The following is a 25,365-nucleotide window of genomic DNA, read 5'->3' on the forward strand; positions in this document are numbered from 1 at the left end:
TTGCTCAGAACCTCTTTTCCAGCAGAGTATTGATGACCACCTTCATTGCTTCGCGCCTTTTTGCCGCTTTGTCCGGAGTTAGCGGCGGTTTTTCGGCATAGCGCAAATCCTGCCAAGCCAGAAGGAATTCATTGTAAAGTGGTTCTCTGTTTTCGAACGAAAAACCTAGTCGATTAAGTTCGTCGTTAAGAACGGCCAAATCGTCATCCTGGGCAGGGGAGCGCGCTTGAATATGTGCCAGTTCGTTGCGTTCATCTACAAGTTTCTGAGTTTCTAAGTCCAAGGTTGTATTGAGCCCGAATACCTCTGTCAATGTTGACATGAATCCAATGCCTCGGGGATCAACATGTGGCTCTCTTGAGTGAATCCTGTAGTTATCATCTCTCCACATTACCTGCACTTGCTGCCTTTTGAGCTCGGCTATTGCTAGTGGGTGATGCGTAACCATAAGCAAATGGCTAGTTTCGTGGTTCGGAACAAAATCGCGTAGGAATTGCAGGTATTTTATAGCCCAAGACGGATTTAAATGGGTGTCAGGCTCATCTAACAAAAATAGCGAGTCTTTGCCACCCGTGAATCGTAACAACCCTAGCACTGTTAGTAGCTGTTGTTCGCCTTCGCTTAGCTCGCGAAATGTCAACGCGTCGTCGCTACTGGAAACTTTTACACGTATGCTGACTTCTGAAATTATTTCTGAAAGCAGCGTGCTTTCCAGCATCTTGAATAGTTCAGCAGCGGTCAAACCATCAGCAAATTCACGTAGGGAATCTAAACTCGGCAGAAATAAATGGAAGAATTCATTCTTGTTTCCTTTCCCTGTTGAAGTCATTCCCTCATTTCGCTCAATTTTAACTGGGGCTATTACATGAGGATATAGAGCATCTAAGAATTTTCTGACTACGCCAAACGCTCCCCAGAAAAGCTCTTTCTTTTTATCAGGTTGAGTCCAGGCTGCCCGCCTCATCACGAAATGGATGCTGTCCAGCCCCTCGATGCCGAGATGTTCTCGGAGAAAGCTGCTCTGAGTTTCATTCTTATCGGTAAGAAAGAAAGCAAGTAATACAAACTGGCTATGATTCGGCTTGGCGTAGAATAATGGACGAATATCGCCCGTGAGATCAACTTTGCTTTCTAGTAATTTTTTATAAAAGGCTGTGCGGTGCCTTTGAAAGTATTTTTCAAGTCTATCGCTTGGGCCTGAGTAGTACGCAAAAACGTACTTAGGCAAGTAAGGTGCATTACCGTATTTGTCTCTTTTGATTTTTGAAAAGGGAACGGTTAAGCTAAATTTTTCGTCGGCCAGGTCAGAGGGCCAAGCAGATAGTAGATCTAAGACCTTGATTTCGTACTGTTTAGCCAGAGTGCCTCGGCTAGGCTCTCCATCAACTGTGACCTCTAGCCACTTTTCACTAGGACTTCCCTCGTGAGGTTTTTGTCCGAGCCTATAAACTAGATGATAAGAGAATGGAGGAGCTTCACCCAAGTCTAAATTTCGGAAAATCGATACCAGTGCTTCCAGTACATTGGACTTGCCGGAGCCATTACGTCCGACAATAACAGTCATCAAATTATTCTCGTCGAATTCAACTAGAACATCCTCTAGATTTTTGAAACGCGATCGAATATGTAACTTATCGATTTTCATCAGCCATCCCTAGCGGTTTACTTTTTCGCTGTCAAGGCAAACCAGTCCTGCCCGTCGCCATCTCGGTACTGTTTTACAATTTTCTCTGAGTTCAACGCCGCTCGAATGTCAAGAAAGAATTGTTCAATTTGCTCTACGCTGGCGTCAGTAGGATAACCAGCGGCGGACAGAAGCTGTTGACCACTTAAAGGCCCTCCTGATTCTTTTAACGCATCTACTACTGTTCTAGGTTGGTCGCTTAGAAACTTAGCCTTCATGCTTTTTTTACCACTTTTCTTGGGGGTTGACCGTTGAGTCAACGGCTTTCTTCCAGCCTCTATTCTTTCCAATAATGATACTGCACTGTTCTTACCACTAATTAAGTCTGGATTCTTCGCTCGCCAGTCGCTTGTGAGTTCGCCGCTGAAGGCTCGAGTGAAGATACTGTGCAGAAGGTGGTCAATATTCTCACGGGCGTCAGAAATTTTTTCTTCAATCTGGTCGGCGAAAGCGAGAAGCTTTTCAGTGCGTCGAACTATTTCATTTTGCACTTCTATAGGTGGAACAGGGAATAAAAAATTTCTACACTGAGATAAAGAAATATTTATCTGGCCTGCCGAGCCCTTTGTGTCGTGCATTATATTTTTTAGATTTTCTCCTCCTTCTAGTATGATGTTTAGCCAGCCGGATGATATTTCATTGCTCGGTCGAAATAATACAATCGCCTGGTTGATATTCCATTCTGGGTACGTGTTCGGAATTATGGCAATCTTACCCAGGGGAGGGCCTACAATGTTCATAATGACATCACCAGGCAATGTAATTGACTTTGATGCAGAGCTTTTATGTACAGAGTGTTCAATAAACTGGGGTTTATAGTCAAAGCTAATTTTTTGATCTACTATGTTGTAGACCTTTAAAAACGGAATTCCGGTTGGTGAAAATCCATTTTTTGGTGTTCCTCCACTTTGAACTTTCTCACAAACATCTATTGCTTTCCGCAAAGGCCACGGCGAGTGCTCAGTATTCGACCAGTTCTCTGTAAGTCTACCAGATGCAGCGGCTGTGAACACGGATTGGCGGAAGCATTTAATTTTAAGAGGAATTGCGTCAATTTTAGATCTGATCGAATCAATTTTTTTGACTAAGTTTTCCAACTTTTTGGAAATGTAAATCTGCTCGCTAAGAGGGGGCAGCGTAAAAGGAGCAGCTTTGGCTTTAGGTGTGCCTAAGCGCGGCATTCCCATGCCGTGAGAGGCCTCTTTCACGTAGTCAAGAAACGCTGGCGACTTTAAAGAAAAAAATAGAAAGTCACGATCAATTAGTCCGGCCGATATGGGGATTATTTCAGTTGAGCAATAACCATCCTGATCTGCCTTTATGACTTTATTTAAATAAGGGCGTAGCTTTCCGTACAGGATCTGCCCAGATTTAAATTTGTTTTTTGAGCTTTTAGGGTTTCGCTCTTCTACAGTTCTAACTGCTGTTATTCTTGAGGTGTCTCGCTCAATATCTTCAAGCTCAATCAATAATGCTGATGGAGTCATATCCTGTGGTTGGACGGTGGTTACTCTTCCATATTCAACTACTTCGCCAAGTGTTACGGTAAGCCAAGAATCCGGAGTTTTAGGCATGTCTAGTCTCCAGTTCTTGCATGATTTGCTCAAGTTCATGAAGTGCCTCGGTAAGCTCGCTCATTATTTCTCCTGCGAGTACTTCCGGTGATGCTATGTCGGTTGCGTTGAGGCTGTCTGAATTTTTTAGCCAGCTGATATCCAATGAGTCACCTCGCTCTCGGATTTCTTCACGAGTAAATACTCGAAAACGACTTAGTTTACCAATGCCGTCTACATTTTCCGTTCGAGGACTGTTTCCATTTGGGTCGTTTCCGTATGCTTCCTCAAAAGCCTTGAGATGGCTGGCTTCAAAAATGGTGCGTTTTCCGAAGTTGGGCATATTGCTACGCAAGTCATACACCCACACTCGTTGAGTGAAGGGCTCCTGGTGTTTGATATTTTCTATGCGTTTTTTTTGGAAGAAGAGTACATTTGTCTTTACTCCTTGAGCATAAAATATTCCAGTAGGAAGCCTGAGGATAGTATGCAAATTGCACTTTTCCATTAACTCTCGGCGAACTTCAGTCCCAACGCCTGCATCGAATAGAACATTATCTGGCACTACAACCGCGGCCCTCCCGCCGGGCTTTAGCCCGTGATAAATATGTTGAAGGAAAGCGAGCTGTTTATTGCTTGTCTTGTATGTAAGGTCTTCCCGTGTCGGGCCGCCGCCGCCCTTGGCGGTGCCAAAAGGAGGGTTGGACAGAATTAGGTCAGCTTTGGGCAGGTCTACTCCGGTTTGAGTAAGAGTATTGCCTAATCGTATAGCACCCTCGTTATTTCCTTCAATTCCATGCAGTAAACAATTCATCAGTGCTAGTCGGCGAGTACCCGGAACTAACTCAACACCGACAAAAGCTTCGTTGCGCTGGAAGTGCCGGCTGTGCTCGTCCAGATCTTCGTGATTGTTACTGTTTTGCTTAATGTAGGTATCTGCCGCAATTAGAAATCCAGCTGTTCCAGCGGCCGGATCTTGAATAATTTCACCAGGCTTTGGTTGGATGACACGGATAATGCTATCGATCAATGGGCGCGTTGTGAAATATTGGCCCGCGCCTGATTTTGTTTCACTTGCATTTTTTGCAAGCAGGCCCTCATATAAATCTCCAAGGCCATCTTGGTGAGCGCTAAACCAATCAATAGCGTCAAGATTCTTAATTAGCTGATCGAAGTGATGTGGTTCAATGAGGCGAGTCTGTGCATCTGAATATATGGCAGCGATCAGCGGGTCGGCACTCGAGCCTAGGTTTGCTAACATATGTCTGTAGTAGTCTAAGCGGCATGCACCGGACTTGCTGGTGAGGTCAGTCCAGCGGCAGCTCTCTGGTAGCTTGTGTTTGAAATTTGAGTTGTTCTTGACTTGTTCATATTCCATTTTTATAAATAGTAGTAAAACAAGTTCGGTTACGTAGTCGCTGTAGTTGATGCCGTCATCGCGCAATACGTCGCACAGGCTCCAAAGTTTATGGACGATGTCGATGTTAGTCATGCGGTACTCAATTTGGGTGTCGGATAGCATAAGCTACCAGGTTGGATTATCTTGTAATGGTTTTTTCGTTTTTCAGCGATTATACGCTGTAGATAAATCTGTTTGAACGTGGTGATGACTTTAATAAAGTGTGTGTTTTGAGTTCTTTGTTTATTAATTTTGCTTTGAGGGAATATTTTTTCATGGCCGATTAATTGATTAGGTGCTATGGCTTGCGTGACTTGTTTGTCGCGGAATTGATCGATTTTAATACGGTTAGCTAGTAAGTGTTCATTGTTGGTAGGTGACAAGTAACGCAAGCGGTATCGCTCAGCTTTGGTCGGTTTTAGCTGGTCGGCGCTTATTTGAGCGATCGGTATAGTGAGGGCTTTCTTGTCGTGGCAACATAATGAGTAGGGAAAAGAATCTCTATTTGCCACCGTCGCTGAAAAACTATCTGATTTTTTAAAGATACTCTCGGTAGAGTCGGCTATTCCCAATACGCGACCCCATGCTCCGACAAATCGTAGGAGTACTGATGGCAATTGCCCAAAATTCCAGGTGAAATTTGGTAATCTGGACAACTGCAAAACCAAATCAGCTTTAGTCATGACGAAAGAGTCTCACGTGAGTCAAACGGACTCTCTTTATTTTGACCTAAAAGAGAGCGATTATGGAGCTTGCTCTGCTTTTTGTCTAGGTTGAGCACCGCTTTTGAGGCTCGAACCTGAGCTTTGGATCCCAGATCAAGCTATCGTCGAGGGCTGATGGCACGTTCTACTTACCATTCGATGAGGTCAAGCTACGGCATAGGCTCGAAATCGGTCATACAATGGTTCGAAAGGGGGGCGGGTGTAGAAAGTCAGTGCCCATCGGTGGGGATTGGCCTGGGTATGGCGCTGTGGATGCTCAATTGGAGAGCTTTAGAGTAGTGATCGAGAATTTAGATTCTTGAAGGGTTTAGCGCTTTGCGGATTTGTGGCTAGCTGGTTTCGAGGGCGTGCGTTGATTGATGGCTTAGCTGGTGCGCCAGCAATCCGCGATACATGGAAACATCTTGATTGTCTTTAACGTGGTGAGGCATTACTTTAATGTCACGTTTTGTTTAATATTGCTGATTTCCCACTTTATTGTAGGCAATTTCCTAAGCATACTTATCGGTCAAGCCTGGTGGTTGCGCCTCAGGGAAATTCTGCTTAGTCTTCGCCAGTCGTCGCAAAATCGACGACCGGATTAGCAGTCCGAACAAAGGTAACCACTAGCAACCTCCTATGGCGGCTGTGCGTGTGGGCGCCTTTGTGCGCGCCGGGTTTTTCCTTTGTCTCGGTCTGCTACCCACGTACAGTCGCCACCCTTCGTATAGCAGCGATGTGTGGCGATAAATTCGATTACAAAGGAAGAATCGCCATGAAAAAGCTTGTCCCCGATCCACCCCCTGTTCTCTGCGTCGGCCCCGGCCTCTCCCACGAGGAAGCGATCAAGCGAGCCGCGGAACATCTCAACAGAGCAATCCTTGACTCTGCTTACCTTCCTGACCCGCCCGGTGCTCGCCACAAGGAAATGCTCGATAGCGCACGGCTGAACATGAGAATTTCCAAGGCGCTGTTGGCGCTTGCGGTAGCTGCTTCTCCTGTGACTGTGACCGTGTAGGAAGCTCCGTGGAGGCCGGCGACTGATAGCTTGATGCTCAGCATCGCCGGGCTCCATGGCCTTTAGATGGATAAAGATATCGTCCACCTCGCTGTTCAATTCACAAAGATGACCCTCATTGCTACAGTCTCGTCTCGACTTCATGGACGTATTGAGTATTAGCATGCCGGCGATGTGGATGATTCGGGGTGATGGCGGCCGTCTTTATGACGATTTCAGGGATCGTAATCTCGCCGCAATTGGGTGGGCTCAGTTAGCGCAGGTTGCGAAGCCTGGAGTGTCCCGAAAGGCATTGATTCAGGCCTATAAAGAGGTTCAGCCTGGGATCAAGGACGCAAGTGCCGTATCAGGTGCCTCACAGGTTTTCCGATTTGTTAACGAGATCAGCGTAGGCGATACGGTCGTCACCTATTCTCCTGCGAACCGTACCTATCTGGTGGGTCGTTTCACCGGGGCGTGTCAGCTTCGCCCTGATCTGGCGGACGAAGGTATGTCTTTCACCAGGCCCGTCGACTGGTACGTGGAGGAGGTTGATCGCGACAAATTAACCGGTGCGAGCAGAAACAGTCTGGGGTCCACGCTGACTGTGTTCAACGTCGCAGAAGAGGCGCAGAAAGAGTTACTGGCACTTGCGACTGGTAAGAAGATTTCCGGTACTCCCAAAGATCCGATTGAAGATGTGGAAACCTTGGAAGACCCGTTGAAGGGTGTCCAGGAAATAGCTTTCGAGCGGATCAAGGATCAGATCAACGCCCTGGATTGGTCTGAAATGCAGGAGCTGGTTGCCGGAATCCTGCGTGCCATGGGCTACAAAACTCTCGTATCACCGGCCGGGGCTGATCGTGGAAAAGACATCATCGCTTCTCCTGACGGTTTTGGATTTGAGCCGCCTCGGATTGTAGTAGAGGTGAAGCATAGAAATGCCCGCATGGGGAGCAACGAGATTCGTAGCTTCTTGGGCGGTCGGCACAAAGACGACCGGGGGCTTTATGTGAGTACCGGAGGTTTCACAAAAGAAGCTTTATATGAAGGAGAGCGGGCGAACGTTCACCTGACTATGTGGACGCTAGACGAACTTGCTCGAACGCTGATGGCTCATTATCCGGCGACGGATCCTGAGACCAAGCGCTTGGTGCCGTTGACCTACTTTTACGTTCCTGCGTGAACGGATTCCCAATCCCTGGTCGTTGATCTCATTCCAATCAAAAAAGACGTCCTCGGACGTCTTTTTTGATATTTGCTGGCGTGGGGAAGGGCGCTGCCAAGCTGTCAGACGATCACGATCTGATGCGGCGTTAAGCGTCGACTACCCACCGCCAACGCACCATCCCTTTCAACTCATCAAGACTCAACGTCATATCCCGCTTCCGATGCACTACCGCGTGGCAGTTTGCACACAGCGTCACGAGGTCAGTTTCAGGAACCACCTCTTTCTCTCCGCCGAAGTCCGAAATCGGCACCACATGGTGGACGTGGATAAAGCCCTTCGCGTGCTCGCCGTAGGCTTGCTCGAAATCAAACCCACACGCCTTGCACTCAAGCCCGTGGATAGCGATAGCTTTCGTTCTTAGGTCCTTTCGGCGTTCGTAACGGGTTCCAAAGTAAGTGATCGGGTTTCCTTCCTGAGCCGACTCAAATATGAGCTGATCTTCCTCGGTGTCTTGCGCTGCAGTACTGACCTGTGCCGACAACAGCGTTGTGTGGTCGAGGATAGAGTCATAGCCTTCCTGGGAAATGCGCCGAACTGCTATGCGCCAATAGTTGTTCACTAGGTTGGCCGGGATGGTCTCCAGGTACCCTCCGTTGATTTTCGCAGGCACAGCACGTTCAAACGGGGTGAAGTTTTCGATCAGGGCGAAAGAGTTACCTTTGTTATCACGCCGGTCTGGGTAGACCTTGCCGATACGAGCAATACCGAAATAATGCGGAGCGCGACTGAGTCGGGCGGAGGCGAAGGCTTTGTCCTTCATACGGCCCTTGTAATAGACCACCTCGGTTCCCTCGACAACCAAACCTCGGTAACGCTTGGGGAAGTGATAGACGGAGCCTGTTTGGTCTTCCCACTGTGAGGTGTCGTTTTCGGTGATGACGACAGGCATTTCCATTCCCTCTTTGGTGATGGCAAAAGCCTATCAAAAAAGAGGAAATTTCCTACAGCCTGTTTGCGGATTTATACGTTCGTAGGGGGACCGCTTTGCGGTCCTTCGCGGGCAAGCCACGCTCCTACCTGGAATGCGGCGTTACGGGGTCACTTGAAGCGCCGCTCCACCCCTTTCTCCACCAAAATCTTCGCCGAAATCTCCTCCACCGAAAAATGCGTGGAGTTGATATGCGGAATATTCTCCCGCCGGAACAGATTCTCCACCTCCCTTACCTCGAACTCGCACTGCGCAAAGCTCGCATACCGACTATTAGGCTTCCGCTCATGCCGAATAGCCGTCAACCGGTCCGGATCGATAGTCAGGCCAAACAGCTTGTGCTGATGATTCTTCAACGCCGCCGGCAGTTGCAGCCGCTCCATATCGTCCTCTGTGAGGGGATAGTTCGCCGCCCGAATCCCAAACTGCATAGCCATGTACAGACAAGTCGGCGTCTTGCCGCACCGCGATACCCCCACCAGGATGAGGTCCGCCTTGTCGTAGTAGTGCGTGCGCGCGCCGTCGTCGTTGTCCAGCGCGAAGTTCACCGCCTCGATCCGTTCCATGTAGTTGGAATTCCCACCGATCGAGTGGGATTTGCCTACGGAATACGACGAGTGGGCCGTCAGCTCCTGTTCCAGCGGGGCGAGGAAGGTGGAGAAGATGTCGATCATGAAGCCGTTGGAGGTGGCGAGCACCTCGCGGATGTCCTGGTTGACGATGGTGTCGAAGATGATCGGGCGTACGCCGTCACGCTCGGCCGCGGCGTTGATCTGCTGCACCATCACCTGGGCCTTGTCGACGCTGTCGATGTACGGGCGGGTGAACTTGTTGAACGGAATGTTCTCGAATTGGGCTAGAAGACTTTGCCCGAGGGTCTCCGCGGTGATGCCGGTGCCGTCGGAAATGAAGAAGGCGGATCGTTTCATTTGCGCCATGGGCCTTAAGCTGGTGACGATTCTTGGATATGATAGGTTCGGTTTGCCGAACGCCATCGTAACGACATCGTCGGCATTCTCACTTATTTTCCAGGTCCAGGCCACAAGCGCCCGGCCAGCCCCAGCGGGGATTCGCCGGCGTCCTGAGCTTTTCCAATACAGTTAGTGGAGAGATCACCTTGGTAGAGTACGTAGTTTCCCTCGATAAGCTCGGCGTCCATGATGTGGAGCATGTGGGGGGCAAGAACGCATCCCTGGGCGAGATGATCAGTAACCTCGCAGGTGCCGGTGTTTCGGTACCGGGCGGCTTTGCCACTACGGCTCAGGCGTACCGTGACTTCCTCGAGCAGAGTGGCCTGAACGACAAGATCCATGCCGCACTCGATGCGCTGGATGTGGACGACGTGAACGCCCTGGCCAAGACCGGCGCGCAGATCCGCCAGTGGGTGATGGAAGCCGAGTTCCCGGCGCGCCTGGACGCTGAAATCCGTACCGCCTTCGCCGCTATGGCCAACGGCAACGAGAACATGGCCGTGGCCGTGCGTTCCTCCGCCACCGCCGAAGACCTGCCCGATGCGTCCTTCGCCGGCCAGCAGGAAACCTTCCTTAATATCCGTGGCGTGGATAACGTGATCCGCGCGGCCAAGGAGGTGTTCGCCTCCCTCTTCAACGACCGCGCCATTTCCTACCGCGTGCACCAGGGCTTCGACCATAAGCTGGTGGCCCTGTCTGCCGGCGTGCAGCGCATGGTGCGTTCGGAAACCGGAACGGCCGGGGTGATGTTCACCCTGGATACCGAATCGGGCTTCCGCGACGTGGTCTTCATTACCGGTGCCTACGGCCTGGGTGAGACCGTGGTGCAAGGCGCGGTCAACCCGGACGAGTTCTACGTCCACAAGAACACCCTCGAAGCCGGCCGCCCGGCCATCCTGCGCCGCAACCTGGGCAGCAAGGCGATCAAGATGGTCTACGGCGACGAAGCCAAGGCCGGTCGTTCGGTCAAGGTGGTGGATGTGGACCGCGCCGACCGCGCGCGTTTCTGCCTGACCGACGCCGAAGTGGCCGAGCTGGCCAAGCAGGCGATGATCATCGAGAAGCACTACCAGCGTCCCATGGACATCGAGTGGGCCAAAGACGGCGACGACGGCAAGCTGTACATCGTCCAGGCCCGTCCTGAAACCGTGAAGAGCCGCGCCAGCGCCAATGTGATGGAGCGCTACCTGCTGAAAGAGAAGGGCACCGTGCTGGTCGAAGGCCGTGCCATTGGTCAGCGCATCGGCGCTGGTAAGGTCCGTGTGATCCACGACGTATCGGAAATGGACAAGGTCCAGCCGGGCGACGTGCTGGTTTCCGACATGACCGACCCGGACTGGGAACCGGTGATGAAGCGCGCCAGCGCCATCGTGACCAACCGCGGCGGCCGTACCTGCCACGCGGCGATCATCGCCCGTGAGCTGGGTATTCCGGCGGTGGTCGGTTGCGGCAACGCCACCCAGGTGCTGAAAGACGGCCAGGGCGTGACAGTTTCCTGCGCCGAAGGCGATACCGGTTTCATCTTCGAAGGCGAGCTGGGCTTCGATGTGCGTCAGAACTCGGTGGACGCCATGCCCGAGCTGCCGTTCAAGATCATGATGAACGTCGGCAACCCGGACCGCGCCTTCGACTTCGCCCAGTTGCCGAACGCAGGTGTGGGCCTGGCCCGTCTGGAATTCATCATCAACCGCATGATCGGCGTGCACCCCAAGGCACTGCTGAACTACGCGGGCCTGCCGCAAGAGCTGAAGGACAGCGTCGACAAGCGCATCGCCGGCTACAACGATCCGGTCGATTTCTACGTCGAGAAGCTGGTCGAGGGCATCAGCACCTTGGCCGCGGCGTTCTGGCCGAAGAAGGTCATCGTGCGTCTGTCGGACTTCAAGTCCAACGAATACGCCAACCTGATCGGCGGCAGGCTGTACGAGCCGGAAGAAGAGAACCCGATGCTGGGCTTCCGCGGTGCGTCGCGCTACATCAGCGAGTCGTTCCGTGACTGCTTCGAGCTGGAATGCCGTGCGCTGAAGCGTGTGCGCAACGAGATGGGCCTGACCAACGTCGAGATCATGGTGCCGTTCGTGCGTACCCTGGGCGAAGCCAGCCAGGTGGTCGACCTGCTCGCCGAGAACGGCCTGGGCCGCGGCGTCAACGGCCTGCGCGTGATCATGATGTGCGAGCTGCCGTCCAACGCCATCCTGGCGGACGAGTTCCTCGAATACTTCGACGGCTTCTCCATCGGCTCCAACGACCTGACCCAGCTGACCCTGGGCCTGGACCGCGACTCCGGGATCATCGCCCACCTGTTCGATGAACGTAACCCGGCGGTCAAGAAGCTGCTGGCCAACGCCATCCAGGCGTGCAACAAGGCCGGCAAGTACATCGGCATCTGCGGCCAGGGCCCTTCGGACCACCCGGATCTCGCCAAGTGGCTGATGGAGCAGGGCATCGAAAGCGTGTCCCTGAACCCGGACTCGGTGCTGGAAACCTGGTTCTTCCTGGCCGAGGGTCAGGCTCAGGCTTGATGCGCTAGTTGGATCGGCGCCGGCATTCTCTCGGGGATGCCGGCGCTTTGCTTTTTATTCAGGGTGTGTTTTTAGGATGGTTCAGGTAGTCCGCAGTGGTTGCGGGGTGCATGCCTTTGGATCTTCAGCGTTCTTAAGATCGAGCGCCGCCCGCGCGGCGCATCGCCGGCAATGCCGGCTCCCACATTTGCCTGGCCATAGATTGGCCGCTTTGTTTGTACGGCGCGATATATAGCCGAGCCTTCAAAGGCTGACAGCGGAAATCTCACAGGCCATGGCACGTTGAAATAAATGTGGGAGCCGGCGTTGCCGGCGATGCGCCGCGCGGGCGGCGCTCGATCTCAAGGGCGCTAAATATCCCAAGCCAGCCACCTCTCAGCCATAATGCGATCCCCTGGCAACCCCCAACTTGCCCTTTCTCTTACAAGAACCCTATGCAAAGCAGCAGCTCCCTATTTCCCGTGGCCCTGCTCAGGGCCGAACGTTGCGGCGACCTGAGCGAGGACGTGTACCGCCTGAAGGCCGGCAACAGCCCAGACCCGAGCGTCGAGCTGGCGCTGACCCGCCTTGGCCTGGCCGACCAGGAACAGGCCCGGGGCGTGCCGGTGATCCTTCTGCACGGCAGTTTTTCCAACCGGCGCTTCTGGTTTTCGCCAAAGGGCGTTGGCCTGGGCGCCACACTGGCGCGGGCCGGTTTCGATGTGTGGATTCCGGAAATGCGCGGCCACGGCCTGTCGCCGCGCAATCGCGACTATGCGCGCAATCGCGTGGCCGACTACGCGGGCTACGATCTGCCGGCCATCGCCGCCTTCGTTCATGAGCAGACCGGGCAGCCGGCGCACTGGCTCGGCCATTCCCTCGGCGGCACCACCCTGGCGGCGGCCCTGGGCGGGCGTTACCTGGACGAGTCGCTGATCGCCAGCGCCGCCTTCTTCGGCACCCAGGTCAGCCGTACCTATTGGCCGCTGAAGATCCCGCCGGTGGAGTGGGGCAGTCGCCTGCTGCTCAAGCGCTTCCCGCATATTTCCGGCTCGCGGCTCAAGCGTGGGCCGGAAGACGAGCCGATCGGCCTGGCCATCGAGAGCATGCGCTGGTTCGGGCTGTTCGGGCGTTTCGGCGAGAAGGACCGCGACTGGTGGGCCGGCCTGGCCGAGGTTCGTGTGCCGGTATTGGCCGTGGGTGGGGCAGGGGACTTCCAGGATCCGGTCTGGGCCTGCCGCAAGCTGTTCGAGCAGATCGGCAGCGAGGACAAGCGCTTCGTCACCCTCGGCGTGGCCCACGGATTCGACAACTTCGGACATGTGGATATGCTGGTGAGCAAGGCGGCGCAGGCGCAGGTCTGGCCGTTGGTGGAGCGCTGGCTGCGCGATCCGTTGTCGATGGTCGAGCGTCCGGCGTCGACGGAAGTTTCGCAGGAAGTGGTTAGCGGCTAAGATGTGACGCTTTTCGGATAACTGGTCATTTTCTGGGTTCTTTTCATGTTCGTTGCCCTCGAGCGTCTGATCAATCTGCACGACGGATATCGCAAGACCTTCCGCGTCAACGGCCAGGCCCTGTTGCTGCTGGTGGTGGATAACCGGCCGGTGCTGCTCGAAGACCGTTGCCCGCACCAGGGAGCGCCGCTGGCCGCGGCAACCCTGGAGGGCGATGTGCTGAGGTGTCCGCGGCATGGGCTGAGCTTCAGCCTGGCCTCGGGGCGCGCCTTGCAGCCGGGCTGCGCGGCGCTGAACCTGATCAGCCTGGCCTATGAAGGTGACCGTATCGGCATTGACCTGTAGGCTGGATCTGGTCTAAAGCCGTATTGCCAGGTTTCGTCCGTTTCAGTGATCGTGAATTCCGACATCCATTCATCTTGGTACTGACAGGAGTTTTCCCATGCATTACGTAACGCCCGATTTGTGCGACGCCTACCCTGAGCTGGTGCAGGTGCTGGAGCCGATGTTCAGCAACTTCGGCGGTCGCGATTCGTTCGGCGGCGAAATCGTCACCATCAAGTGCTTCGAAGACAACTCGCTGGTCAAGGAGCAGGTCGAGCTGGATGGCAAGGGCAAGGTCCTGGTGGTCGATGGTGGCGGTTCGCTGCGCCGTGCTCTGCTGGGCGACATGCTCGCCGAGAAGGCGGCGAAGAACGGCTGGGAAGGCCTGGTGATCTACGGGTGCGTGCGCGACGTGGACGTGCTGGCGCAGACCGACGTCGGCGTGCAGGCCCTGGCCAGCCACCCGATGAAAACCGACAAGCGTGGCATCGGCGACCTGAATGTCGCGGTGACCTTCGCTGGTGTCACCTTCCACCCGGGGCAATACGTCTATGCGGACAACAACGGCGTGATCATCTCGCCCAGCCCGCTGAAGATGCCCGAGTAATCACGCAGACAGGACGATGGGGTAAGGATGTTCGAGGAAGAAAACGCGCAATGGGGGCTGGTTCATGCCCTGGTGCTCGATGGCAGGGGCGGTGCGCGTTCCATCGCTCGGACGCAGCTCGACGGCCTGGAACTGCAGCCGGAGGAAAGCCTCTGGCTGCACTGGGACCGCGGCCACCCGCAGACCCAGACCTGGCTGCGCCAGGACAGCGGGCTGAACGAATTCTCTTGCGACCTGTTGCTGGAAGAAAACACCCGCCCGCGCATGCTGCCGCTGCCCGATGCGCAGATGCTCCTGTTCCTGCGCGGGATCAACCTCAATCCTGGTGCCGAGCCTGAAGACATGGTCTCGGTGCGTATCTTCGCCGAAGCGCAGCGGGTGATCTCGCTGCGCCTGCGGCCGCTGCGGGCCACCGACGAGCTGTTGCAGCAACTGGATGAAGGACGCGGGCCGCGTACCGCGTCGGAATTGCTGCTGAGCCTGGCCCAGTTGCTCACCGACAAGATCCAGGCGGTGGTTTCCGACCTCTCGGAACTGGTCGATGACCAGGAAGAAAAGCTCGAGGCCGACGAACGCTACACCCCGGAGCACGGCGCCCTGCAGCAGATGCGCCGCCGCGCCGCGGGCCTGCGCCGTTTTCTCGCGCCGCAGCGGGAAATCTACGCGCAACTGGCGCGCAACAAATGCCCGTGGTTCGTCGAGGATGATGCCGACTACTGGAACGAGCTGAACAACAGCCTGATCCGCTACCTCGAAGAGCTGGAACTGACCCGCGAGCGGGTGGCGCTGGTGCTGGAAAGCGAGGACCGGCGGCTCAACGAGCGGATGAACCGGACCATGTACCGGTTCGGCATCATCACCTGCATTTTCCTGCCGATGAGTTTTGTCACCGGGCTGCTGGGCATCAATGTTGGCGGGATTCCCGGGTCGGAAAGTCCCTATGGCTTCCTCTATGCCAGCCTGCTGGTGGTGGGCCTGGCCCTGGGTCAATGGTGGCTGTTCCGCCGGTTGCGGTGGGTTTGACGCCATGCTGATCAAAGCACACCGCGAACCCTGTGGGAGCTGGCTTGCCAGCGATAGCAACAGTGGCCCCACCACCGTAATCGCGGGTAAACCCGCTCCCACAGTGACCGTGTCGAACACAAAACCCGCGGCTGGCCGAGAAACCTGTGGGAGCGGGTTCACCCGCGATTACGATAGTGGCCGCACCACCGCAATCGCTGGCAAGCCAGCTCCCACAATGACCGTGGCGCACACAAAACCCGCGGCTGGCCGAGAAACCTGTGGGAGCGGGTTCACCCGCGATTACGATAGTGGCCGCACCACCACAATCGCTGGCAAGCCAGCTCCCACAATGACCGTGTCGCACACAAAACCCGCAGCTGGCCGAGAAACCTGTGGGAGCGGGTTCACCCGCGATTACGATAGTGGCCGCACCACCACAATCGCTGGCAAGCCAGCTCCCACAGTGACCGTGTCGAACACAAAACCCGCGGCTGGCCGAGAAACCTGTGGGAGCTGGCTTGCCAGCGATAGCAACAGTGGCCTCACCACCGCAATCGCGGGTAAACCCGCTCCCACAGGGTCCGAGGCGGCCGCAAAACCTGCTTCAGGCCAAATTGTTCATGTGACCCGCAACAACGCGACCTCGTCTCTGACAGACATTACGCGAGGTGCCCATGCACGATCCGTTTGAACAATCCCTGCGCGACATGCTCAAGGCTTCGCCCTCCGCCCTGGAGCGCGATGACGACGCCTGCCTTGGGCGTGTGCTGAAAACCGCCAACCGCCAGGTCGGCGCCGGCGATATGTTCAGCCTGCTTGGCCGCTGGGGCCAGGCGCTGATGATCGCCATCAACAATGGCTCGGCGCATGTCGCGCCGGTTCGCCGCACCGCTTCCAAAAAAGCTGATAAGGCCGATTGAATATGGAACTTGATCTCTGGACCCAGAGCCTGGTCACCGCAATGACCGCGTTGTGGACCAAAGTCGCGAACTTCATCCCCAACCTGTTTGGCGCCCTGGTGGTCGTGCTGCTTGGCTTCGTGGTCGCCAAGCTGCTCGATACCCTGCTGTCCAAACTCCTGGCCAAGCTGGGCCTGGACCGCCTGATGAGCGGTACCGGCCTGACCAAGATGCTCGGCCGGGTCGGCATCCAGGTGCCGATCTCGACCCTGATCGGCAAGATCGTCTATTGGTTCGTGCTCCTGGTATTCCTGGTTTCCGCCGCCGAGTCCCTGGGCCTGGAGCGGGTGTCGGCGACCCTCGACATGCTCGCCCTGTACCTGCCGAAAGTGTTCGGCGGTGCCCTGGTGCTGCTCGCCGGCCTGCTGCTGGCCCAGGTGGCCAACGGCCTGGTGCGTGGCGCCGCCGAAGGCATCGGCCTGGAATACGCCGCCGGCCTGGGGCGCATCGCCCAGGGCCTGGTGATCATCATCAGCATCTCGGTGGCCATCAGCCAGCTCGAGGTCAAGACCGACCTGCTCAACCACGTGATCGTCATTGGCCTGATTACCGTTGGTCTGGCCGTTGCGCTGGCCATGGGCCTGGGCAGCCGCGAGATCGCCGGGCAGATCATCGCCGGCATCTATGTGCGCGAGCTGTACCAGGTAGGGCAGGACGTGCGGATTGGCGACGTCGAAGGGCAGATCGAAGAGATCGGCACGGTTAAGACGGTAGTGCTGACCGACGAAGGCGACCTGGTCTCGCTGTCCAACCGGACCCTGCTGGAACAGCGTGTCAGTAGCCGCTGACCGGGCAAATCTCTGCTAATGTATGCCGCCGCAAAACTGCCCCCTCCGGGCAGGCGGCGATGAATACCTGACTGTCGGCCTGATTTGTTTTGAATAGAACCTCACCGCTGCCCATGCGTTACGACCCCCGCGAACTCACCGATGAGGAGTTGGTGGCGCGTTCGCATGAGGAGCTTTTTCATGTCACCCGCGCCTATGAAGAACTCATGCGGCGCTATCAGCGCACCCTTTTTAACGTATGTGCACGTTATCTCGGGAACGATCGCGATGCGGACGATGTCTGTCAGGAGGTGATGCTGAAGGTGCTCTATGGGTTGAAGAACTTCGAGGGCAAGTCCAAGTTCAAGACCTGGCTCTACAGCATCACTTACAACGAGTGCATTACCCAGTACCGCAAGGAGCGACGCAAGCGCCGGTTGATGGATGCCCTGAGCCTGGACCCGGTCGAGGAGGCCTCTGAAGAGAAGTCGCCGAAGCCGGAAGAGAAGGGCGGGCTGGACAGGTGGCTGGTTCATGTGAACCCCATCGACCGAGAAATCCTGGTGCTGCGATTTGTCGCAGAGCTGGAGTTCCAGGAAATAGCCGACATCATGCACATGGGCTTGAGCGCAACGAAAATGCGTTACAAGCGCGCGCTGGACAAGCTTCGCGAGAAATTTTCCGGGCAGATGGAAACTTAGTCTGTCGGAAAATTCTCTAACGGTTCGGTGAGTTCTGCTAAACTTGCCGACGAGTTGTCCCCCGGATATTGGTGGGGACTACTTAACAATCACCAAATGGGGATTTAACGGATGAAATTGAAAAACACCTTGGGCTTGGCCATTGGTTCGCTGGTCGCCGCCACTTCCTTCGGCGTACTGGCTCAAGGCCAAGGCGCAGTCGAAATTGAAGGCAACGTCACCAAGCAGTACTACGACAGTGAGCGTAACTTCAAGAATGACGGCACCAACCCTGGCGTGCGTCTGGGCTACTTCCTGACCGACGACCTGTCCCTGGACCTGGGCTACAACGAGACTCACAACGCTCGTGGCGAAGTCTTCAACAAGGACATCAAGGGTTCCAAAGCCAAGCTGGACGCTACCTACCACTTTGGTCAAGTCGGCAGCCCGATCCGTCCATACGTTTCGGCCGGTTTCGCCCACGAAAGCCTGGGTCAAGCTACCCGCAACGGCCGTGATCACTCCACCTTCGCCAACTTGGGCGCTGGTGCCAAGTGGTACATCACCGACAACTTCTTCGCCCGTGCCGGCGTTGAAGCCAACTACAACATCGACGGCGGCTACACCGAGTGGGGCCCGAGCGTTGGTGTTGGTCTGAACTTCGGCGGCAGCGGCGGCAAGCAACCTGCTCCAGCACCGGCTCCGGTTGCTGAAGTCTGCTCCGACAGCGACAACGACGGCGTTTGCGACAACGTCGACAAGTGCCCTGACACCCCGGCCAACGTTACCGTTGACGCCGATGGCTGCCCGGCTGTTGCCGAAGTCGTTCGCGTTGAGCTGGACGTCAAGTTCGACTTCGACAAGTCGGTCGTGAAGCCAAACAGCTACGGCGACATCAAGAACCTGGCTGACTTCATGAAGCAGTACCCACAAACCACCACCACCGTTGAAGGTCACACTGACTCCGTCGGTCCTGACGCTTACAACCAGAAACTGTCCGAGCGTCGTGCAAACGCCGTTAAGCAGGTTCTGACCCAGCAGTACGGTGTTGAGTCGAGCCGCGTTCAGTCGGTTGGCTACGGTGAGACCCGTCCGGTTGCCGACAACGCCACTGAAGCTGGCCGCGCCGTTAACCGTCGCGTAGAAGCTCAAGTAGAAGCCCAAGCCAAGTAATTGGTCTAAGCGCTACTAGAAAAACCCGGCCTCGGCCGGGTTTTTCTTTTTCTGCGGTTCGTCAGCCTTTCAGCAGGCCGATCAGCAACACCAGGTTCAACAGCAGCGACAGCAGCGCCAGGCCGCGCCAGACTTTCAGCGGTTCGCGCTCCAGCAAGGGTTTCGCGCGCAGGGCCAGGGGCTGGTTTTCACCCTGGTCGAGCAGCAACAGCCATTGCTCGGCGGTTTCGAAGCGCTGACGCGGGTCGCTGGCCAGCGCCTGGGCCAGGTTGTGCTCCAGCCATTCCGGTAGGTCCGGGCGCAGGCGTGCAGCGCTGGTGGGCGTGGTGAAACGCGGATGTTGGAAGGCTTCGATCTCGCCGTAGGGATAATGCCCGGTGAGCAGCCAGAAAAGGCTGACGCCCACGGCGTAAAGGTCTTGTTGCACCGACGGCGGCTGCCCTTCGTAAGCTTCCGGCGCGATGAACGAGGGCGTGCCGGGCAGATCCTGCGAAGGCGCCTCCGACAGGCCCGGGCAGAAGGCCAGGCCGAAGTCCAGCAGGCGTATCTGGCCGTCATCGCCCAGGTGCAGGTTCTCCGGCTTGATATCGCGGTGCAGGATGTTGCGCCGGTGCAGCATGCCTGCTGCGCGCAGGGTCTGGCGGGCAATATCCAGCCATTGTGCCAGGGGCAGCGGGCCATATTGCTGGAAGTGCCCGGCCAGGGTCTGGCCCGGGTACTCGCGCATCAGGTAGTACAGGTGCTGGCGCTGGTTGCCCGGGTGTACTTCGGGAAAGCAGCGCCCGGCTACGCGGCGCAGGAACCATTCTTCCATCAACAGCGCTTGCTGGGCGCCTGTGTCCTGCTCGCGGCTGGCCGGCAGGGTTTTCAGCAGCCAGGCTTGTCCCTGTTGATCGAGCACACGGTAGAGCAGGGATTGACGGCTCTTGCCGACGATACTGTCGACCTGCCAGCCCTCGAAGGATTGCCCCGGACGCAGGTTTGGCGGCAGCGGCCAGTGGTGCAATTGCGCCAGGGTGTCGCCAAGGCTGCTGGCACCGAGTTCCTCGACCCCGGCCAGCACCGCACTGGCATTGTCCTGGCTGCCGGCCAGGTGGGCCATGCGCACCAGGGTGTCTGCTGCTTGCTGAAGGTCCGGGGTATCGCGCAGGACGCTGGCGATCTGCCTGTCGTTGAGCACGCACCAGACACCATCGCTGAGCAGGACGAAGCGTTCGCCCTGCTGCAGTTCGCCTTCCTGGTAATCCACCAGCAGATGTTCATCCAGGCCGAGGGCGCGCTTGAGCACATGCTGCATGCCGGGCTGGTCCCAGACATGGTCCTGGCTGATGCGTCGCAACTGCCCGGCATGCCAGCGATAAGCCCGGCAATCGCCGACATGGGCCAGGGTAAAGCGCCGGCCACGCAGCACCAGCGCGGTCAGGGTGGTGAGCAGCGGCTGGCCGCCGCCGTTGGCGCGCAGCCAGCGATTCTGCGCCGACAGCAGCCGGTCCAGGGCCTGGGCCACGCCCCAGGTGGGCGGCGTGGCGTAGTAGTCCATGGCCAGCGCCTGCAGGCTGGCCCGCGCCGCCAGGCCGCCGTCGGCGCACTGGCTGACACCGTCGGCAAGGGCGACCAGGTAGCCCTTGCTCGCCGCCAGCTCGGGCCCCGGAGTGACCAGGCGCGTGGCGTCCTGGTTTTCTTCCCGTGGGCCGCTGGCGCTGGCCTGGGCGATGTTCAGTCGCAGGCTCACCGGTATCAGACCCGCGCTGCCGTAACGGCGGCGGAGCCCCAGGTGGTGCGCCAGCGGCGCTTGACCCCATGCAGGCCGAACCAGGCCAGCACGCCGAGGCTGGCGAACAGCCACAAGCCCAGCTGGTAATCACCGCTGTGTTGCTTGATCGCGCCCAGGCCGGCGGCCAGGAGGAAGCCACCGATACCGCCGGCCATGCCGATCAGCCCGGTCATGACCCCGATTTCCTGGCGGAAGCGCTGTGGCACCAACTGGAACACCGCACCGTTGCCCGCACCAAGGCCGAGCATGGCGCTGACGAACAGGGCCAGCGCCGCTACCGAACTGGGCAGGTTGAAGCCGACTGCGGCAATGCACACCGCCGCCACGCTGTACATCGCCAGCAGGGTGCGAATGCCGCCGAAGCGGTCGGCCAGGGCGCCGCCCAGCGGACGCATCAGGCTGCCGGCGAAGACGCAGGCGGCGGTGTAGTAGCCGGCCTTGACCGGGTCGAGGCCGTACTGGTCGTTGAAGTAGCCGGGCAGGGCGCTGGCCAGGCCGATGAAGCCGCCGAAGGTCACGCTGTAGAAGAACATGAACCACCAGCTGTCACGGTCGCCCAGGGCCTTAAGGTAATCGGCCACCGCCTTGGGTTTCGGGCGCTGCGGGGCGTTGCGCGCCAGCAGGGCGAAGAGCACCACGGTGAGCAGCAGCGGCAGTACGGCAAAGCCGAACACGTTGTTCCAGCCGTAGGCGGCGGCCAGCAACGGCGCCAGCAGGGCGGCGAACACGGTACCGGAGTTGCCCGCGCCGGCGATGCCCATGGCCTTGCCCTGGTGCTGCGGTGGATACCACTGCGAGGCCAACGGCAGGGACACGGCGAACGAAGCCCCGGCCACACCGAGGAACACCCCGAGCAGGAGGGCCTGCTCGTAGCTGTTGACCCCCAGCTTCCAGGCGCTGAACAGGGCGACGATAACGATCACCTGGCCGATCAGGCCGGCGGTCTTGGGGGAGAGGCGGTCTACGAGGATGCCCATGACGAAGCGCAGCACAGCGCCGGCGAGAATCGGCGTCGCCACCATCAGCCCGCGTTGTTGCGCGGTGAGTTGCAGATCGGTGGCGATCTGGACGGCGAGCGGGCCGAGCAGGTACCAGACCATGAAGCTCAGGTCGAAATACAGGAAAGCGGCAAACAGGGTCGGGACATGCCCGGATTTCCAGAAGCTCGTATTCATGGGATACCTCACGGGGCTGAAACAAAAAAACGCCGCTTCCCGGCTCGCATGGGTGGCGAGGGGGAGAGCGACGTCTTTGTCGGTATTGGGGTTGGGGCAACCGCCGTTGGCTACCGGAGGATTCCTAGCAAGAGGTGGGCCAGATCCATAAATGGCTGGGGCGCACTCATCAAAACACAACTCTTTGATTTAGCAGAAACCTTGTGGGAGCGGGTTCACCCGCGATTGCTATTTTGAATTCACTACCGCAATCGCGGGTGAACCCGCTCCCACAGGGTACGCGTCGTGCTTTGGAACGGTTCTCTGCGCGACAGCACAGGCTGAAGGACACCTCAACCCAACAAGTCATGCATCGCGATGATCTGCTCCGCCACCTGCACCAGCTTCTGCTGCTTGCTCATGGCCTGCCGGCGCATCAGGGTGTAGGCCTGTTCTTCGTCGCAGTCCTTCATCTTCATCAGCAGGCCCTTGGCCAGTTCGATGCGCTTGCGCTCCGCCAGTTGCTGGTCGCGCGCCTGGAGCTGGGCCTTGAGCGCCTGGTCGCTTTCGAAGCGGGCCATGGCCACGTCGAGGATCGGTTGCAGGCGCCGGGCATGGATGCCTTCGACGATATAGGCGCTGACCCCGGCCTGGATCGCCTGGCGCATCACCGCCGGATCGTGCTCGTCGGTGAACATCACGATCGGCCGCGGCAGGTCGCGGCTGACCAGCACCACCTGGTCCATCACGTCGCGGCCCGGTGACTCGGTATCGATCAGGATCACGTCCGGACGCACCGCTTCGACGCGCGCCGGCAGGTCGATGGTCAGGCCGGACGCCTCGATCACCTCGAAGCCGGCCTCGACCAGCGCCGTGCGCAGGCGGCCGACCTTTTTTTCGGTGTCGTCGATCAACAGGATTCGCAGCATCAGGGCAACTCCCGTTACTGGCCGGACAGGGCATGCAGGCGGAAGCCATGGGCGTAGCCGCGCGGGTCGCCGCCATCCCAGACGCTGCCATCGATCAACTGGCTGCTGCGCATCGACGCCACGGGACAGTCGATGCCCAGGCTGGTCGCCGCATCGCGGTACAGGCCCAGTTGCTGCACCTCGCGGGCGACCGCGAGGTAGTCGGGGTCGTCGCGCAGCAGGCCCCAGCGGCGGAACTGCGTCATGAACCACATGCCGTCCGAAAGCCACGGCAGGTTGGCCCGGCCATCGTCGTGCAGGCGCAGGCCGTGGGCATCGTGCCAGTGATTGCCGAGGCCGTCGCTGTAGTCGCCCAGCATGCGCGGTTCGATGTCCGCCAGCGGCGCATCAAGATAGTTTTCGGCGCTGAGCAGGCGTGCGGTGGCCCGCAGGTTTTCCGGGCTCTGTTCGATAAAGCGGCTGGCGGCGAGTACCGAGGCGACCAGCGCCCGGGCGCTGTTGGGGTATTGCCGGGCGAAGCCGGCGGTGCTCGCCAGGACCTTTTCCGGATGGTCCGGCCAGATCGACTGGCTGGTGGCCAGGGTAAAGCCCATGCGCTGGTTCACTGCATTGGCCGACCAAGGCTCGCCTACGCAGAAGCCGTCGATGCGTCCGGCACGCAGGTGCGCAACCATCTGCGCCGGTGGCACCACCACGCTGTTGACGTCCTGCAAAGGGTGAATGCCCTGGCTGGCGAGCCAGTAGTACAGCCACATGGCGTGAGTGCCTGTGGGAAAAGTCTGCGCGAACGTCAGTTTTGTCCGACTTTGGTGCACGTGACGTTCCAGTGCCTCAGGGCTGGTCACGCCAATCGCCTGCAAGTCCGGCGACAGGTTGATCGCCTGTCCGTTGTGGTTCAGGCCCATCAGCACCGCCATGGGCGTCGGGGCAACGCCGCCGATGCCCAGGTGTACCGCGTAGGTCAGGCCATACAGGCAATGGGCGGCATCCAGTTCGCCGCTGAGCAGCCCGTCGCGCAGCCCGGCCCAGGAGGTCTGGCGCTTGAGGTTGAGGGTCAGGCCGTGGGGCTGGGCAAAGCCCTGGGTGGCGGCCACCACCAGCGGCGCGCAGTCGCTCAGGGCCATGAAGCCGATGTTCAGGCTGGTTTTTTCCGGTGCATCGCTGCCATGCAGCCATGCCAGGGGGGAGGGAGAAAAATCGGTCATCGCAGTGCAGTCGCCCGGCAGGTAAAGCGCTTGGCCGATGCGCGCACGGCGCCGGCCCCATGCAGGCGCTCAAGCAACCCATATGCCAAGGCGCTGTCATGCAACCGCCGCCATGGCTATAATCGCCACCTCTCCAAATCCTGAGCCAAGCCCGCCCATGTATACCCTGGCCCGCCAGCTGTTGTTCAAACTGTCCCCGGAAACTTCCCACGACCTGTCGCTCGACCTGATCGGTGCCGGCGGCCGCCTGGGCCTCAACGGACTGTTGACCAAGGCGCCGGCGCGCCTGCCGGTGAAGGTCATGGGCCTGGACTTCCCCAATCCGGTGGGCCTGGCCGCTGGCCTGGACAAGAACGGCGCGGCCATCGACGGTTTCGCCCAGCTCGGTTTCGGCTTCGTCGAGATCGGCACCGTGACACCGCGCCCGCAGCCGGGCAACCCGAAGCCGCGGATCTTCCGCCTGCCGCAGGCCGAGGCGATCATCAACCGCATGGGCTTCAACAACCTCGGCGTGGACAACCTGATCGAGCGCGTGCGCGCCGCTCGCTACCAGGGCGTGCTGGGCATCAATATCGGCAAGAATTTCGACACCCCGGTCGAGCGCGCCGTGGACGACTACCTGATCTGCCTGGACAAGGTCTACAACCATGCCAGCTACATCACCGTCAACGTCAGCTCGCCCAACACCCCGGGCCTGCGCAGCCTGCAGTTCGGCGACTCGCTCAAGCAACTGCTGGACGCCCTGGCCGTGCGCCGTGAGGAACTGGCCCTGAACCACGGCAAGCGCGTCCCGGTGGCGATCAAGATCGCGCCGGACATGACCGACGAGGAAACCGCGCTGGTTGCTTCGGCCCTGCTGGAGTCGGGAATGGATGCGGTGATTGCCACCAACACCACCCTCGGCCGCGAAGGTGTCGAAGGGCTGGAGCATGGCGACGAAGCGGGCGGCCTGTCCGGTGCCCCGGTGCGCGAGAAGAGCACCCACACGGTGAAGGTCCTGGCGGGCGAGCTGGCCGGGCGCATGCCGATCATCGCGGCGGGCGGTATCACCGAAGGTCGCCATGCGGCCGAGAAGATCGCAGCCGGTGCGAGCCTGGTGCAGGTCTACTCCGGCTTCATCTATAAGGGCCCGGCGTTGATCCGTGAGTCGGTAGATGCTATCGCCGCGATGCCCGGAAGATAATTTGTAAGAGAAGGGTCTGCGCGGCGATCAGGCAAGGCGAAGACAGGCTCGGAAGCGGAGTTGACTGGTTGTCAATGAGCATTCCGAGCCTGTCTTCAACGCAGCATGATCGTCGCGCAGGCACTTCGAAGCCAATAAAAAGGGCCCCGAAAGGGGCCCCTGGGCCTCAGCCCGCCGCCCGGA

General features: G+C 58.0%; 22 protein-coding genes. 12 read left to right on the top strand and 10 right to left on the bottom strand.

The window, feature by feature from the left end; genetic code table 11:
- Window positions 1-4: 4 nt before the first annotated feature.
- Genes ACPFMA_RS08540 through ACPFMA_RS08555 form a run of 4 tightly spaced genes read right to left on the bottom strand, consistent with a single transcriptional unit; the run spans window position 5 to window position 5,319 of the window.
- A complete protein-coding gene (locus tag ACPFMA_RS08540) occupies window positions 5-1,645 on the bottom strand; it encodes an AAA family ATPase (RefSeq protein WP_425929976.1) in 1,641 nt (546 codons plus the stop codon).
- A gap of 17 nt (window positions 1,646-1,662) precedes the next feature.
- On the bottom strand, window positions 1,663-3,258 hold the full coding sequence (locus ACPFMA_RS08545; RefSeq protein WP_425929977.1) for a restriction endonuclease subunit S: 1,596 nt from the start codon (window positions 3,256-3,258) through the stop codon (window positions 1,663-1,665).
- Window positions 3,251-4,729, bottom strand: a complete 1,479-nt coding sequence (locus ACPFMA_RS08550) for an N-6 DNA methylase (RefSeq protein WP_425929978.1) — start codon at window positions 4,727-4,729, stop codon at window positions 3,251-3,253. Before ACPFMA_RS08550 ends, ACPFMA_RS08545 begins: the two co-directional genes overlap by 8 nt.
- Window positions 4,726-5,319, bottom strand: a complete 594-nt coding sequence (locus tag ACPFMA_RS08555; protein ID WP_425929979.1) for a hypothetical protein — start codon at window positions 5,317-5,319, stop codon at window positions 4,726-4,728. The genes ACPFMA_RS08550 and ACPFMA_RS08555 overlap by 4 nt, the downstream gene beginning before the upstream one ends.
- A 796-nt stretch (window positions 5,320-6,115) precedes the next feature.
- Here ACPFMA_RS08555 and ACPFMA_RS08560 point away from each other — a divergent pair.
- Window positions 6,116-6,358, top strand: a complete 243-nt coding sequence (locus ACPFMA_RS08560; RefSeq protein WP_425929980.1) for a hypothetical protein — start codon at window positions 6,116-6,118, stop codon at window positions 6,356-6,358.
- Between the two features lie 163 nt (window positions 6,359-6,521).
- Window positions 6,522-7,523: a restriction endonuclease gene (locus tag ACPFMA_RS08565; protein ID WP_425929981.1), complete on the top strand. Its 1,002-nt coding sequence runs from the start codon at window positions 6,522-6,524 to the stop codon at window positions 7,521-7,523.
- Window positions 7,524-7,653: 130 nt separating this feature from the next.
- On the opposite strand, the gene ACPFMA_RS08570 is transcribed toward ACPFMA_RS08565, so the two are convergent.
- Both ACPFMA_RS08570 and ppsR read right to left on the bottom strand, forming a co-directional pair.
- Window positions 7,654-8,457, bottom strand: coding sequence for an HNH endonuclease (locus tag ACPFMA_RS08570; RefSeq protein WP_425929982.1), 804 nt, complete (start codon window positions 8,455-8,457; stop codon window positions 7,654-7,656).
- A gap of 149 nt (window positions 8,458-8,606) precedes the next feature.
- The gene (gene ppsR, locus ACPFMA_RS08575; protein ID WP_425929983.1) at window positions 8,607-9,425 is read right to left on the bottom strand and encodes a posphoenolpyruvate synthetase regulatory kinase/phosphorylase PpsR; all 819 of its coding nucleotides are present in this window, start codon (window positions 9,423-9,425) and stop codon (window positions 8,607-8,609) included.
- A gap of 188 nt (window positions 9,426-9,613) precedes the next feature.
- Here ppsR and ppsA point away from each other — a divergent pair, with 188 nt between their 5' ends.
- From ppsA to ACPFMA_RS08620, 9 genes are all read left to right on the top strand, one after another.
- A complete protein-coding gene (ppsA, locus tag ACPFMA_RS08580) occupies window positions 9,614-11,989 on the top strand; it encodes a phosphoenolpyruvate synthase (RefSeq protein WP_425929984.1) in 2,376 nt (791 codons plus the stop codon).
- 434 nt (window positions 11,990-12,423) lie between these two features.
- A complete protein-coding gene (locus ACPFMA_RS08585) occupies window positions 12,424-13,422 on the top strand; it encodes an alpha/beta fold hydrolase (RefSeq protein WP_425929985.1) in 999 nt (332 codons plus the stop codon).
- A gap of 45 nt (window positions 13,423-13,467) precedes the next feature.
- The gene (locus ACPFMA_RS08590) at window positions 13,468-13,767 is read left to right on the top strand and encodes a Rieske (2Fe-2S) protein (protein WP_037061725.1); all 300 of its coding nucleotides are present in this window, start codon (window positions 13,468-13,470) and stop codon (window positions 13,765-13,767) included.
- Between the two features lie 97 nt (window positions 13,768-13,864).
- Complete coding sequence (rraA, locus tag ACPFMA_RS08595) at window positions 13,865-14,353, top strand: ribonuclease E activity regulator RraA (protein ID WP_009404503.1); 489 nt, start codon at window positions 13,865-13,867, stop codon at window positions 14,351-14,353.
- A gap of 27 nt (window positions 14,354-14,380) precedes the next feature.
- On the top strand, window positions 14,381-15,376 hold the full coding sequence (locus ACPFMA_RS08600; RefSeq protein WP_064303540.1) for a zinc transporter ZntB: 996 nt from the start codon (window positions 14,381-14,383) through the stop codon (window positions 15,374-15,376).
- 656 nt (window positions 15,377-16,032) lie between these two features.
- Entirely contained in the window at window positions 16,033-16,278 is a 246-nt protein-coding gene (locus ACPFMA_RS08605) for a hypothetical protein (protein ID WP_009404506.1), read from the top strand.
- Window positions 16,279-16,280: 2 nt separating this feature from the next.
- Complete coding sequence (locus ACPFMA_RS08610; protein ID WP_279899155.1) at window positions 16,281-17,105, top strand: mechanosensitive ion channel family protein; 825 nt, start codon at window positions 16,281-16,283, stop codon at window positions 17,103-17,105.
- A 113-nt stretch (window positions 17,106-17,218) separates the two neighbouring features.
- On the top strand, window positions 17,219-17,785 hold the full coding sequence (sigX, locus tag ACPFMA_RS08615; RefSeq protein WP_009404511.1) for an RNA polymerase sigma factor SigX: 567 nt from the start codon (window positions 17,219-17,221) through the stop codon (window positions 17,783-17,785).
- Window positions 17,786-17,896: 111 nt separating this feature from the next.
- Window positions 17,897-18,937: an OmpA family protein gene (locus ACPFMA_RS08620; protein ID WP_064303542.1), complete on the top strand. Its 1,041-nt coding sequence runs from the start codon at window positions 17,897-17,899 to the stop codon at window positions 18,935-18,937.
- A gap of 61 nt (window positions 18,938-18,998) precedes the next feature.
- Here the strand turns inward: ACPFMA_RS08620 and ACPFMA_RS08625 are convergent, their stop codons facing one another.
- From ACPFMA_RS08625 to ACPFMA_RS08640, 4 genes are all read right to left on the bottom strand, one after another.
- The gene (locus ACPFMA_RS08625) at window positions 18,999-20,669 is read right to left on the bottom strand and encodes a protein kinase domain-containing protein (protein WP_425929986.1); all 1,671 of its coding nucleotides are present in this window, start codon (window positions 20,667-20,669) and stop codon (window positions 18,999-19,001) included.
- Window positions 20,670-20,674: 5 nt separating this feature from the next.
- Window positions 20,675-21,886 carry a nitrate/nitrite transporter gene (locus ACPFMA_RS08630; RefSeq protein WP_425929987.1) on the bottom strand — a complete coding sequence of 404 codons (1,212 nt, stop codon included), beginning with the start codon at window positions 21,884-21,886 and terminating at the stop codon, window positions 20,675-20,677.
- Between the two features lie 332 nt (window positions 21,887-22,218).
- A complete protein-coding gene (locus ACPFMA_RS08635) occupies window positions 22,219-22,794 on the bottom strand; it encodes an ANTAR domain-containing response regulator (RefSeq protein ID WP_009404519.1) in 576 nt (191 codons plus the stop codon).
- Window positions 22,795-22,808: 14 nt separating this feature from the next.
- Window positions 22,809-23,999, bottom strand: coding sequence for a CmpA/NrtA family ABC transporter substrate-binding protein (locus ACPFMA_RS08640; RefSeq protein ID WP_425929988.1), 1,191 nt, complete (start codon window positions 23,997-23,999; stop codon window positions 22,809-22,811).
- 157 nt (window positions 24,000-24,156) lie between these two features.
- Here ACPFMA_RS08640 and ACPFMA_RS08645 point away from each other — a divergent pair, with 157 nt between their 5' ends.
- A complete protein-coding gene (locus ACPFMA_RS08645; RefSeq protein ID WP_425929989.1) occupies window positions 24,157-25,182 on the top strand; it encodes a quinone-dependent dihydroorotate dehydrogenase in 1,026 nt (341 codons plus the stop codon).
- Window positions 25,183-25,365 lie beyond the last annotated feature (183 nt).

The organism is Pseudomonas sp. NyZ201 (assembly GCF_049860765.1).
GTDB lineage: Bacteria > Pseudomonadota > Gammaproteobacteria > Pseudomonadales > Pseudomonadaceae > Aquipseudomonas > Aquipseudomonas bharatica.

Excerpts from the sequence above, each read along its gene's own strand:
- sigX (WP_009404511.1), top strand. The coding sequence starts at position 17,219 with ATGCGTTACGACCCCCGCGAACTCACCGATGAGGAGTTGGTGGCGCGT.
- ACPFMA_RS08585 (WP_425929985.1), top strand. The coding sequence starts at position 12,424 with ATGCAAAGCAGCAGCTCCCTATTTCCCGTGGCCCTGCTCAGGGCCGAA.
- ACPFMA_RS08620 (WP_064303542.1), top strand. The coding sequence starts at position 17,897 with ATGAAATTGAAAAACACCTTGGGCTTGGCCATTGGTTCGCTGGTCGCC.
- ACPFMA_RS08570 (WP_425929982.1), bottom strand. The coding sequence starts at position 8,457 with ATGCCTGTCGTCATCACCGAAAACGACACCTCACAGTGGGAAGACCAA.
- ACPFMA_RS08630 (WP_425929987.1), bottom strand. The coding sequence starts at position 21,886 with ATGAATACGAGCTTCTGGAAATCCGGGCATGTCCCGACCCTGTTTGCC.
- ACPFMA_RS08565 (WP_425929981.1), top strand. The coding sequence starts at position 6,522 with ATGCCGGCGATGTGGATGATTCGGGGTGATGGCGGCCGTCTTTATGAC.
- ACPFMA_RS08635 (WP_009404519.1), bottom strand. The coding sequence starts at position 22,794 with ATGCTGCGAATCCTGTTGATCGACGACACCGAAAAAAAGGTCGGCCGC.
- ACPFMA_RS08540 (WP_425929976.1), bottom strand. The coding sequence starts at position 1,645 with ATGAAAATCGATAAGTTACATATTCGATCGCGTTTCAAAAATCTAGAG.
- ACPFMA_RS08605 (WP_009404506.1), top strand. The coding sequence starts at position 16,033 with ATGCACGATCCGTTTGAACAATCCCTGCGCGACATGCTCAAGGCTTCG.
- rraA (WP_009404503.1), top strand. The coding sequence starts at position 13,865 with ATGCATTACGTAACGCCCGATTTGTGCGACGCCTACCCTGAGCTGGTG.
- ACPFMA_RS08545 (WP_425929977.1), bottom strand. The coding sequence starts at position 3,258 with ATGCCTAAAACTCCGGATTCTTGGCTTACCGTAACACTTGGCGAAGTA.
- ACPFMA_RS08645 (WP_425929989.1), top strand. The coding sequence starts at position 24,157 with ATGTATACCCTGGCCCGCCAGCTGTTGTTCAAACTGTCCCCGGAAACT.
- ACPFMA_RS08590 (WP_037061725.1), top strand. The coding sequence starts at position 13,468 with ATGTTCGTTGCCCTCGAGCGTCTGATCAATCTGCACGACGGATATCGC.
- ACPFMA_RS08640 (WP_425929988.1), bottom strand. The coding sequence starts at position 23,999 with ATGACCGATTTTTCTCCCTCCCCCCTGGCATGGCTGCATGGCAGCGAT.
- ACPFMA_RS08555 (WP_425929979.1), bottom strand. The coding sequence starts at position 5,319 with ATGACTAAAGCTGATTTGGTTTTGCAGTTGTCCAGATTACCAAATTTC.
- ACPFMA_RS08610 (WP_279899155.1), top strand. The coding sequence starts at position 16,281 with ATGGAACTTGATCTCTGGACCCAGAGCCTGGTCACCGCAATGACCGCG.
- ACPFMA_RS08560 (WP_425929980.1), top strand. The coding sequence starts at position 6,116 with ATGAAAAAGCTTGTCCCCGATCCACCCCCTGTTCTCTGCGTCGGCCCC.
- ACPFMA_RS08550 (WP_425929978.1), bottom strand. The coding sequence starts at position 4,729 with ATGACTAACATCGACATCGTCCATAAACTTTGGAGCCTGTGCGACGTA.
- ACPFMA_RS08600 (WP_064303540.1), top strand. The coding sequence starts at position 14,381 with ATGTTCGAGGAAGAAAACGCGCAATGGGGGCTGGTTCATGCCCTGGTG.
- ppsR (WP_425929983.1), bottom strand. The coding sequence starts at position 9,425 with ATGAAACGATCCGCCTTCTTCATTTCCGACGGCACCGGCATCACCGCG.